At 27.6% G+C, this 10,190-nt stretch carries 9 protein-coding genes and 1 tRNA gene; 3 read left to right on the top strand and 7 right to left on the bottom strand.

Annotation, left to right across the window (positions count from 1 at the left end; all coding sequences use genetic code 11):
- The first annotated feature begins 358 nt into the window (after window positions 1-358).
- Window positions 359-1,000 (top strand): HAD family phosphatase, encoded by a 642-nt coding sequence (locus HUJ77_RS05845; protein ID WP_291707639.1) that lies wholly within the window; start codon window positions 359-361, stop codon window positions 998-1,000.
- 37 nt (window positions 1,001-1,037) lie between these two features.
- On the opposite strand, the gene HUJ77_RS05840 is transcribed toward HUJ77_RS05845, so the two are convergent.
- Window positions 1,038-1,784 (bottom strand): peptidylprolyl isomerase, encoded by a 747-nt coding sequence (locus HUJ77_RS05840; protein WP_291707638.1) that lies wholly within the window; start codon window positions 1,782-1,784, stop codon window positions 1,038-1,040.
- Window positions 1,785-1,952: 168 nt separating this feature from the next.
- Between HUJ77_RS05840 and bcp the strand changes: the two genes are divergently transcribed.
- Entirely contained in the window at window positions 1,953-2,402 is a 450-nt protein-coding gene (gene bcp, locus HUJ77_RS05835; protein WP_291707637.1) for a thioredoxin-dependent thiol peroxidase, read from the top strand.
- A gap of 56 nt (window positions 2,403-2,458) precedes the next feature.
- Here bcp and HUJ77_RS05830 read toward each other — a convergent pair.
- A tRNA-Phe gene (locus HUJ77_RS05830) sits at window positions 2,459-2,534 on the bottom strand.
- Window positions 2,535-2,659: 125 nt separating this feature from the next.
- Here HUJ77_RS05830 and HUJ77_RS05825 point away from each other — a divergent pair.
- Entirely contained in the window at window positions 2,660-3,091 is a 432-nt protein-coding gene (locus HUJ77_RS05825; protein WP_291707636.1) for a hypothetical protein, read from the top strand.
- A gap of 33 nt (window positions 3,092-3,124) precedes the next feature.
- On the opposite strand, the gene HUJ77_RS05820 is transcribed toward HUJ77_RS05825, so the two are convergent.
- The 5 genes from HUJ77_RS05820 to HUJ77_RS05800 form a co-directional block, all read right to left on the bottom strand.
- Window positions 3,125-4,054 carry a type II CAAX endopeptidase family protein gene (locus HUJ77_RS05820; RefSeq protein ID WP_291707635.1) on the bottom strand — a complete coding sequence of 310 codons (930 nt, stop codon included), beginning with the start codon at window positions 4,052-4,054 and terminating at the stop codon, window positions 3,125-3,127.
- A 207-nt stretch (window positions 4,055-4,261) separates the two neighbouring features.
- Window positions 4,262-5,500, bottom strand: coding sequence for a competence/damage-inducible protein A (locus tag HUJ77_RS05815; RefSeq protein WP_291707634.1), 1,239 nt, complete (start codon window positions 5,498-5,500; stop codon window positions 4,262-4,264).
- A gap of 126 nt (window positions 5,501-5,626) precedes the next feature.
- A complete protein-coding gene (locus HUJ77_RS05810; RefSeq protein WP_291707633.1) occupies window positions 5,627-5,863 on the bottom strand; it encodes a hypothetical protein in 237 nt (78 codons plus the stop codon).
- Between the two features lie 87 nt (window positions 5,864-5,950).
- The gene (gene fusA / locus HUJ77_RS05805; RefSeq protein WP_291707632.1) at window positions 5,951-8,026 is read right to left on the bottom strand and encodes an elongation factor G; all 2,076 of its coding nucleotides are present in this window, start codon (window positions 8,024-8,026) and stop codon (window positions 5,951-5,953) included.
- A gap of 545 nt (window positions 8,027-8,571) precedes the next feature.
- Complete coding sequence (locus HUJ77_RS05800; RefSeq protein ID WP_291707631.1) at window positions 8,572-10,113, bottom strand: AbgT family transporter; 1,542 nt, start codon at window positions 10,111-10,113, stop codon at window positions 8,572-8,574.
- Window positions 10,114-10,190 lie beyond the last annotated feature (77 nt).

Raw genomic sequence — 10,190 nt, 5'->3', positions numbered from 1 at the left:
GGGAGCGCGCGTGGTTTGGGACCATGAGGTCGCAGGTTCAATCCCTGTCACCCCGACCACAAAAAATCCTCTCAATTCTGAGAGGATTTTTTTAATTTGATTGTAATTTTAACTTTCTAAAATAACTTTCACTCATAATTATTTACAGTCTATATAATCATGAAATTCTTGAAATTTATCATCAAATCCAATAGATTTACAAGAATTTAATACTATTGGAATTATAGAAATATAAATACACAATAATAATATCCACATAAATCATATCCCCTTTAATATTTCTATTTAAAATTATTATATTAAAAAGTTCTTATAATATCTATGTTTTTTTAAAAATTTTTATTTGGAGGTACTATAATTGAATAACATTAAAGCAGCAATATTTGATTTAGATGGAACATTAATAGATTCTATGGGGCTATGGGCTCAAATTGATAGAGAATATCTAGATTCTTTTGGTTATACAGTACCTGAGAATCTTCAAGAAGAAATTACTCATCTTACCTTTACTGAAACAGCAATTTATTTTAAAAACAAATTTAAAATAAATGATAAAATAGATGATATAATTTCAACTTGGAATACAATGGCTTTAAATCATTATTCGCATAATATTAAATTAAAAGATAATGTAATTCCTTTTTTAGATAAACTAAAAAATAATGGCATAAAAATAGCTTTAGCTACAAGCAACTCCATACCGTTACTTGAAGCTACACTAAAAAATAATGGAATTTATCACTACTTTGATGCTATTAGTACTACAGAAGAAGTAAAAAAATCAAAGGATAACCCTGATGTATATTTACTGACTGCTGAGAAACTTAATGTAGATCCAAAAGAGTGTTTAGTATTTGAAGATATAGTACAAGCTGTAAAGGGTGCTAAATTAGCAGGAATGACAGTTTACGCAGTACATGATAAAAGTGCAGAAAATCAAAAGACTGAATTACTAACTTTAGCTGATAAATATGTTTATAATTTTGGAGAACTCCTATAAAAAAGGCATGAAATTAAAATTTCATGCCTTTTTTATATTATGCTCTAGTCACTCCATATTTAGCTTCTAATTCTTTAACTACATCTAAGTACTTTCTTTGTTGAGCTTCTTGAAGTAATTTATTTACAATTTGACTCTTAATTTCATCAAAACTAGCTTCTTTTCCTTCATTTTTATCTTCTACTTTTATTAAGTGATATCCAAATTGAGTTTGAACTGGTTCACTAATTACGTTTAAATCTAAATTGAATGCAGCTTCTTCAAATTCTGGAACCATCATTCCTCTACCAAATGATCCTAAGTTTCCACCTTCTTCTTTAGATGGACAAGTTGAATATTTTACTGCTGCTTCTTCAAAAGTTAATTTGTTTTCATCTAATTCCTTCTTAATTTGCTCACATAATTCCTTATCATCAACTAAAATATGTTTAGCTGTAACAGTAGGAGGTTGAGTAAATAAGTTTTTATTATCGTTATAATAATTTAAAGCATCTTCATCTGTAACTGTTACTTCTAATAATAATTTATTTAAAGTTAATTGAGTTAAAATGTCCTTTTGAGCTTGCTTAACATTATCTTCATATTCTTCAGTTTCATCTAATTTTAATTCTTTTCCTAGAAGATTTAATAATTCAAATGATACTATTTGTTCTAATAATTGTTTCTTTGATTCCTCAGTATTGAAATATGCTCTTTTATCTTCTGGATATCTTGCTATTATATTTTGTAAATCTGATTCCTTAATTTCGTTACCAGCAATAGTTGCTAAAACCTTATTTTCCATTATATATTCTCCTTTTATTTTAATTTTATTGACATCATTAATTATAACAGAGTTTATATATAAATATTATAATTTTTTAAATAAATCCAATTAATTCATTCTAATTATAGCTTCTTGATAATAATCATTATTAGTAATATAATATACTTAACATAAGGAGGTATTAAAATGGAAATAGGAATGTTAGCTCCAGATTTTACTTTAATGGGATCTGATGGGAAAGAGCATAAATTAAAAGATTATAGAGGAAAAAAAGTAATATTATACTTTTATCCTAAGGATAATACTCCTGGATGCACTACAGAAGCTTGTGATTTCAGAGATAATATAGATCAAATAAGCGAATTAAATGCAGTAGTTCTTGGAGTAAGCAAAGATAACTTAAATTCACATAGTAAATTTATTGAAAAGTTTAATTTACCATTCGTACTTTTAAGTGATGAAGATAAAGTTGTATGTGATTTATATGATGTAATTAAAGAAAAGAATATGTATGGTAAGAAAGTTTTAGGTATAGAAAGAAGTACTTTTATAATTGATGAAAATGGTAAACTTATAAAAGAATTTAGAAAAGTTAAAGTTAAAGATCATATAGAAGAAGTTTTAAGTAGTCTTTAATATAACAATTAAATTTAATAATAAAAAAGCACTAACTAAGTTAGTGCTTTTTTATCTGGTGGCTCGACCAGGAATCGAACCAGGGACACGAGGATTTTCAGTCCTCTGCTCTACCGACTGAGCTATCGAGCCTTAACGATATTAATTTTATTAAATTTTTACTTATATGTCAACATTTTATTCTATATTTATAATATATAGTTATTTTTATTGCTAATATAAAATATACTAAACTATAACATTATTCGGAGTGTACTATGAGATATATAATATTTATTTTATTAATTTTAAGCATAGTCTTTATTTATTTTTATTATAATAAAAAAATAGAATTACTAAAAAAGCAGCTATTCATTACTAGAAATCAATATTCTATAATAAAAAATAAATATGGTTATCAAAAAAAAGTCTCAGAAAACTTATTAGTTAAATTCTCAGTTCCAAAATATAAAGGAGGTACATTAAAATCAAATTCTATCTTATATATATCACCCATTACAAATTCAAATATATTAGCACGTATAAATAATGATACTGAAGTAGGAATTTTAGACTGTGCTGAATTTAATAATGAAACATGGTTTTATATAAACATACCAAATAAAAGTAATATAAATAATAGGGGATGGGTAAACTCTAAAGATATATCTATATTTTTTAGTTCCTCTTCTATATATAAAGCAAACTAAAGGGTTAGGATGTAAAATACTCCTAACCATTTTTTATATAGTACTTATCATGAAAAATATATATATTACAATAATTAAAATAAGAGGGATATTTAATATACTTTCTTTACTGTTATCTGTTTCTATCAGTGTATTTCCTTCTATTAAACTTCTCTTAGCATTAATCTTTCCTAAAGCATAAATTATCAAAAACACAAATATTGAAAAAATAACAGCAATAACTCCATAGGTTATTAAAAGTAAAAACTTTTCTTCTGAGCTGATATTTTTAAGACTAAATTCAGTACTTTCCATAGCAATTGGTAAATTATCTGTGATTATTTTAGATATTTTAGCAAATGTTACAGAAGTACCATTAATTATAAAGTGCATTATCATTGAAGCATAAATACTATTAGTGATTCTAACTACTAAAGAAAATATAAATCCTAACACTGCAGCATATAAAAATTGCTGTGCATCTAAATGAAATATTCCAAAAAACAATCCAGTTATTGCTGCTGCTACATATTTATTTTTATTTTCATAACCTGAAAGTACAATACCTCTAACTGTAATTTCCTCCGTTATGGATGGTAATAAAGCTACTAATCCCAATAGTAATATATAAGGAGTTGATGCTATCTCATAAATAAATGAACCAACCTCATTATTAAAAAAGAAGGTAGATATTACAGACAAAAATGTCATAACTGGTTGAACAACAAATGCCAATAAAATTATTAATAATGTATCTTGCATGTGTAACTTATTTAATCTCAATTTATTTTTAAAGGAAGATTTCGTGACCAATAAATATATTATTGCTGGAACTAAAAATAAAACTATATGATTAAATAATAAAATAAATCTTAAATCGCTTATACCCAAAACGGCATAAATTGGGCTTAAAGCATATGGACCCAATATTTCTAAAATAAGTATAATTAAAAAATATATATTTGCTTTCAAAACTTTATTCATAACTTCTCCTTTTATATACATCCATAATATTTAATTAATACATTTAAATAAACTCTTATCTCATAGTATATGTATAATAACTTTGTTTATTGTAAATAATTATAATGAAGCGAGAAAGTTTCCACAGTTAATCGCCTCTCCCCCATTTTATTTATATACAAAAATAATCCCCTACTTGTTTTAATAACATAAGGGGATTATTTAATTTTAATAATTCCTTATTAACTCTTTTCTTAATATATTTAATGCATTCATAGTAGCTTTTTTCCTTATTGCCTCTCTATCTCCAGTAAGGTTTAATTTTTGAACTATTGTTTTGCTTTTAATAAATATTCCAACATAAACTAATCCCACCGGTTTCTCATCAGTTCCACCATCTGGTCCAGCTATCCCTGTTGTAGATATTGCTATATCTGTATTAGCTACTCTTGCCATTCCTTCAGCCATTTCTTTAGCGACTTCTTTACTTACCACTCCAGATTTACTTATAGTTTCTTCATCAACTCCAAGTAACTTTATTTTTGCTTCATTAGAATAGGTTACGGCTCCTTCTTTAAAGACTTTTGATATTCCTGGATAAGCTATTAAAGTAGATGCAATCATTCCACCAGTACAAGATTCAGCTGTAGAAATACTCATATTCTTTTCACATAAAAGTTCAGCCACAACTATATCTAATGATTTTTCTCCTTCTCCATATATATACTCTTCAAGAATACACTTTATTTCATTACATTTGGAATTAATTAATTCATCACATTTATCTTCACTTTTCTCCTTAGCAGTAACTCTTAAAGTAACCTCATAATCTTTAGCATATGGTGCAACTGTAGGGTTAGTACTTTCTTGAATTATATTGTTTACTTTTTTTGCCATTAGACTTTCTCCAATGCCAAACATCCTTAAGGTTTTTGATTTAATAATCTCCCCTGTTAAATTAGAAAGATATTCAACTACATAATTAGTAAACATTGCTTTCATTTCTTTTGGAGGGCCAGGTAGAATTATCAAAGTTTTATTATGCTCAGAGATTATAGCTCCAGGTGCAGTTCCCTTTTCATTAGGTAAAATAACTGAGCCTTCTGGAAAATATGCTTGATTTTTATTTGCTTCTAGTATTTCTTCATCTTTGATATTTAAGTATTTTTTTATCCACTCTAATGAAGGCTCATGAAATATCATTTCTTTATTAAAGTACTTAGCACCTAACTCTTTAGTTAAATCATCTTGAGTTGGCCCTAATCCACCTGTTGTAATTATTATATCACATCTTTTAAAGGCTTCATCGAATGCAGCTAAAACCCTTTCTTCATTATCTCCTATTACACATTGATGATATACATCTATTCCTAAAATAGCTAATTCCTTAGCTAAAAATTGTGCGTTAGTATTAACTATATCACCTAATAATAATTCTGTTCCTATTGATATTAATTCTGCTTTCATTTTAACCTCCTGAATATATCTTATATTAAATATTTTACCATAAAATGAGAAAAGGCAACTAATCTCATCAAATGTGACCATTTAAAATTATTATGGCCACATTTTTAAATTTGATTAGTTCCCTTACTACTCTATCTTATTTACATTTATATGGTATTTACCATCACTTTCTATTCCCTCTTTCAATATGGAGAATTTACTATCCTTTAGCATTGAAGTGATAATATTTATATTTTCTCTTTCTGCATTATCTAAAGTTATAGTAAAATTATCATTAGTATCTACAACACTCATATAATCAAATATATTACTATATTCGCTAAGTCCCAAATGCCCATTTATATTCATTCTATAATCTGGCATAGCCTTCCTCCTAAGCTTCATCATTTGTTTTTAGTATAATACTAATATGTTTTCACATATGATACTATTTATGCATTTTGTAAATAGTTAATTTTTGGCATTTTCCTCGATTATTTTCTTAGCTTCAGCTTCTGGGACTTCTTCATATCTTTCGAATTCACTTGTAAAACTACCTCTAGCTTGAGTCATTGATCTTAAGTCAGTTGTATATTTAAACATTTCTGCTAAAGGAACCTCCGCATTAACTTTTTGAAGGTTTCCTTCTTGCTCCATTCCTAAAACTCTTCCACGTCTCTTGTTAATATCACCTATAATGTCTCCCATATATTCATCTGGAACACAAATTTCCACTTTCATTATTGGTTCTAATAATATAGGTTTTGCCTGTTCTAATCCTTTTTTAAACGCAATAGATGTTGCCATTTTAAATGCCATTTCTGAAGAATCAACTGGATGATATGAACCATCATGTAATGTTGCTCTTAAACTTACTACAGGATATCCTGCTAAAACACCCTTATCCATACATTCTCTTAAGCCCTTTTCAACTGCTGGTATAAAATTTCTTGGAACAACACCTCCAACTACATTATCAACAAATTCTAACTCTATTTCTCCATCTTTTCTTGGCTCAAATTTAATTTTTACATCTCCATATTGTCCATGACCACCTGATTGTTTTTTATGTTTACCTTGAACATCAGCTACACCTTTTATTGTTTCTCTATATGGAACTTTTGGTGTTCTTAAAATTACCTCTGCTCCAAATTTATTTTTTAATTTACTAGCTATTACTTCTAAGTGAGTTTCTCCAACTCCTGAAATTATAGTTTCTGCATTTTCAGTATCTCTTGTTACTGTGAAAGTTGGATCCTCTTCTAATAATTTTTGAAGTGATGCTGATATTTTATCTTCATCTCCCTTTGACTTTGGAAGAACAGACATTGAAATATTTGGCTTTGGAAAATTCATCTTATCATATATTATTTTATTATTAATATCACATAATGTATCTCCAGTTTCAGTATATTGTAGCTTTGCTACTGCAGCTATATCTCCAGCAACTACTTCTTTTGTAGGTATTTGATTTTTTCCTCTCATGAAAAATATATTCGCTAATTTTTCTGTTTTATCTTTATTACTATTAACTACTGTTATTTCATTATTTAATTTTCCTGTAATTACTCTAAACAATGAAATCTTTCCAACAAATGGGTCTGCTATTGTTTTAAAAACTAATGCAGAAAATGGTTTATCTTCATCAAGACCTATGAAAACCTCTTCATCATTTTTGACATTTAATGCTTTTTGTGGAATTGAATATTTAGGTGATGGGAAACATTCTACAACATCTTCAAGGAAGCATCTCATTCCTATAACTTTTAATGCACTACCACACATTACAGGTGCTATATCTCCTGATGCACAACCTTCGATTAATCCGTTATATATCTCTTGATCACTTAATTCTCCTTCACTAAAGTATTTATCTAGTAATTCTTCATTAGTTTCAGCAACTGCCTCCATTATCATTCTCTTGCATTCATCAATCTTATCTAATAGTTCTTCTGGCACATCTACTTCCATTATTTCTTTTGTTTTTGCATTATGAATTCTAGCCTTTTTAGAAATTACATTTATAACGCCTTCAAATTCATCTTCTACGCCAATAGGATATTGTACAGGAACAACGCTTATTCCAAATTTCTCTTTTAATTGTCCTAATGTCCTATCATAACTTGAATTTTCTCTATCTAATTTATTTATAAAAAATGTTCTTGGTAACTTTATCTTATTACAATAATCCCAAGCCTTCTCTGTTCCAACCTTTACTCCAGATACTCCTGAAACAACTATTGTTGCAACATCCACTGCTCTCATTCCTTGAATAAGTTCTCCTGAAAAATCAAAGTATCCAGGTATATCTACTAAATTAATTTTAGTATTATTAAATTCTATAGGTTCTATAGATGCTGAAAGTGATATTCCTCTCTTTTTCTCTTCTGGATCAAAATCTGAAACTGTTGTTCCCTCTTCTACTTTACCTAATCTGTCAGTATTACCTGTATGATATAGCAAAGCTTCTATTAGGGATGTTTTTCCTGATCCTCCATGTCCTATTAATCCAATATTCCTTAAGTTTTCTATGGTATAACTTTTCATACTCTATCATAATATTTACTAAATATTATGATTCCACCTGCCTTTCATTTAAAATCTAATTAGTTCTTGAATTAATTTGTTTCCTTATTATATTTATTCTTCTGTACATAAATTTTAAATTATTGGTACTTATAGTAAGTATCTTAAGTAACTTTTAACTAAAGTTTTATGGTAATTATAGAATAACATAAATTTAATAAAATTTCCAGAATATTCAGTTTATTTGTGCATACTGAATATACTTTATATATTTTTATTTAATATGATTTTATTCAATATTATAATATTTTCTATCTAAATCTTTACCATCTTCTATAATTGTTAATCACTTTATAGTAACAATAAAATATATTTTATAACAATAACATTAATACTATATTAATATTATTTATCTATTCCAAATAATATCTAATTTAAAATATTATCAGTTCATTATTTTTTTAATTTATTTTCTAAAATAAAAAAGGAGTTGCAAAACAACTCCTAAAAATCTATTTGTTAATAACGAATTTTCATTTATTTTATATTTTATGTAAGAATATTATCTATATTGTTACTCCTATACCAGGTCCTAATTGTAGTCCAAATATATACCATATTACAAGTAAAATTGTCCATGAAACTAAAAAGGCTATTGAATATGGTACCATAGTAGTAATTAATGTACCTACTCCTGATTTTTTATCGTACTTCTCTGCAAAAGCAACAATTAATGCAAAATAACTCATAAGTGGTGAAATAATATTTGTAGTAGAATCTCCTATTCTATAAGCCATTTGTACCAATGCAGGTGATATTCCTAATTTCATTAGCATAGGTATAAAGACTGGCGCCATTATAGCCCATTTTGCTGAAGCAGATCCCATAAATAGGTTTATAAATGCTGTTAACAATACAAATGATATTATTAGTGGAATCCCTGTAAATCCTATTCCTTCTAGGAAATTAGCTCCATTAACAGCTATCACAATTCCAATGTTTGTATAATTAAAATATTGAACAAATTGAGCTGCAAAGAAAACTAATACAATATATCCTCCCATTGTTGACATACTTTTAGACATTAGTGCTATTACATCTTTATCATTTTTTATACTCTTACATCCAATTCCATATGCAACTCCTGGAATAAAGAAAAATAAAGAAATTATTATAACTATAGAATCCATAAATGGAGAATTTAATATTTCATTAGTTTCTGGATTTCTTAGTACTCCATTCGGAAGTAAAGCAATAATAAGTAAAACCACAAAAATAACAATTGATATTGCAGCAAATTTTAATCCTCTTTTTTCTTCTCCTGTAATATCATTTAAGTTTGCCTTTTCATCACCTTGATATTTACCAAGCTTAGGTTCTACAATTTTTTCAGTTATAATAGTACCTACTATAGTTATTATTAAAGTAGAGGCAATAATAAAATACCAGTTATCTGCTGGTCCTACAAAAGCATCTGAAGAAAATAATCTAGCCCCTTCTGTAGAAATACCCGCTAATAATGCATCAGTTGGCCCTACTAATAAATTAGCACTATATCCACCAGATACCCCAGCAAAAGCTGCAGCTAATCCTGCCATTGGATGTCTTCCAAAGCTTAGAAAAATTATAGCACCTAGAGGCACAAGTATAACATATCCTGCATCAGATGCTATACTTGACATTACTCCTGAAAATACTACCACAACTGTAATCAATCTTTTTGGTGTGCTTGTAACTAATTTTGTTAGTAAAGTTCCAATAAGACCTGTTCCTTCTGCAACCCCAACTCCAAGTAATGCTACTAAAACTGTTCCTAATGGAGCAAAACTAGTAAAGTTCTTAACTGCAGAAGTAAACATATATCTAATTCCATCTGGAGTCAAAAGACTTATTACCTTTGCTGACATTTCCTTTATTTCCATTGTACTTCTATCTAGCCCAGTATAAGTTACAGACACTCCCATCTTGGCCATGATAGCAGATACAAATGCAATAATAGCACAAAGTATTACAAAAATAGTACCTGGGTGAGGTAATTTATTACCAACCTTCTCAATTGTACTTAAGATTCCTATGTTACTTTTAACACTTTTTTCTTTAGTTTTCATATTCTGTCCCCCTTAAAATGAATGTTAAATTATGTTTAAATTTCATTATTTATTTAATTCAATTTTGTATAATTTTA

It is taken from the genome of Clostridium sp., assembly GCF_021443865.1.
Classification (GTDB): Bacteria; Bacillota; Clostridia; order Clostridiales; family Clostridiaceae; genus Clostridium.
Note: the sequence above shows the minus strand (reverse complement) of the source record. Positions and strands in the feature narration are given on the sequence as shown.

What these genes read in the sequence shown, in the direction of transcription:
- HUJ77_RS05815 (WP_291707634.1), bottom strand. Translation starts at nt 5,500, where the DNA reads ATGAAAGCAGAATTAATATCAATAGGAACAGAATTATTATTAGGTGAT.
- HUJ77_RS05840 (WP_291707638.1), bottom strand. Translation starts at nt 1,784, where the DNA reads ATGGAAAATAAGGTTTTAGCAACTATTGCTGGTAACGAAATTAAGGAA.
- HUJ77_RS05810 (WP_291707633.1), bottom strand. Translation starts at nt 5,863, where the DNA reads ATGCCAGATTATAGAATGAATATAAATGGGCATTTGGGACTTAGCGAA.
- HUJ77_RS05800 (WP_291707631.1), bottom strand. Translation starts at nt 10,113, where the DNA reads ATGAAAACTAAAGAAAAAAGTGTTAAAAGTAACATAGGAATCTTAAGT.
- bcp (WP_291707637.1), top strand. Translation starts at nt 1,953, where the DNA reads ATGGAAATAGGAATGTTAGCTCCAGATTTTACTTTAATGGGATCTGAT.
- HUJ77_RS05820 (WP_291707635.1), bottom strand. Translation starts at nt 4,054, where the DNA reads ATGAATAAAGTTTTGAAAGCAAATATATATTTTTTAATTATACTTATT.
- HUJ77_RS05825 (WP_291707636.1), top strand. Translation starts at nt 2,660, where the DNA reads ATGAGATATATAATATTTATTTTATTAATTTTAAGCATAGTCTTTATT.
- fusA (WP_291707632.1), bottom strand. Translation starts at nt 8,026, where the DNA reads ATGAAAAGTTATACCATAGAAAACTTAAGGAATATTGGATTAATAGGA.